We start from the raw sequence: 265 nt of genomic DNA, 5'->3' as shown, positions 1-265 counted from the left end.
CTGAAGCGTCCTCAGGTGCCGCCGGTACAATTCCCGAGATCATTTCAGCACGAAAGGCAAGTCCTTCATGAGCGCACAGCGTCAGGATGCGGCGAGCGTCGACGACCAGACCTCGGGCCGTCAGCGGCGGCGGCGGCGCGTATGGACGATTCTCATCATCGTCATCATCGCGTTCCTCGTCGCGGTCTGCTGGGTCGGGCTGCGCGCCATCACCGTGAAGGACGGGCTCGTCGAGAGCCAGCAGCTCATCGGTGAGATCCAGGAC

1 protein-coding gene is annotated in these 265 nt (G+C 63.8%); it reads left to right on the top strand.

Annotation, left to right across the window (positions count from 1 at the left end; genetic code table 11):
* Window positions 1-67: 67 nt before the first annotated feature.
* Window positions 68-265: hypothetical protein (locus R0J87_RS21260; RefSeq protein WP_498888774.1), on the top strand; the 198-nt coding region annotated here is incomplete at its 3' end.

Source organism: Halomonas sp. SIMBA_159, assembly GCF_046536035.1.
GTDB lineage: Bacteria > Pseudomonadota > Gammaproteobacteria > Pseudomonadales > Halomonadaceae > Vreelandella > Vreelandella venusta_A.
The sequence above is the reverse complement of the archived record's forward strand: the minus strand, read 5'-3'. Positions and strand labels throughout refer to the sequence as shown.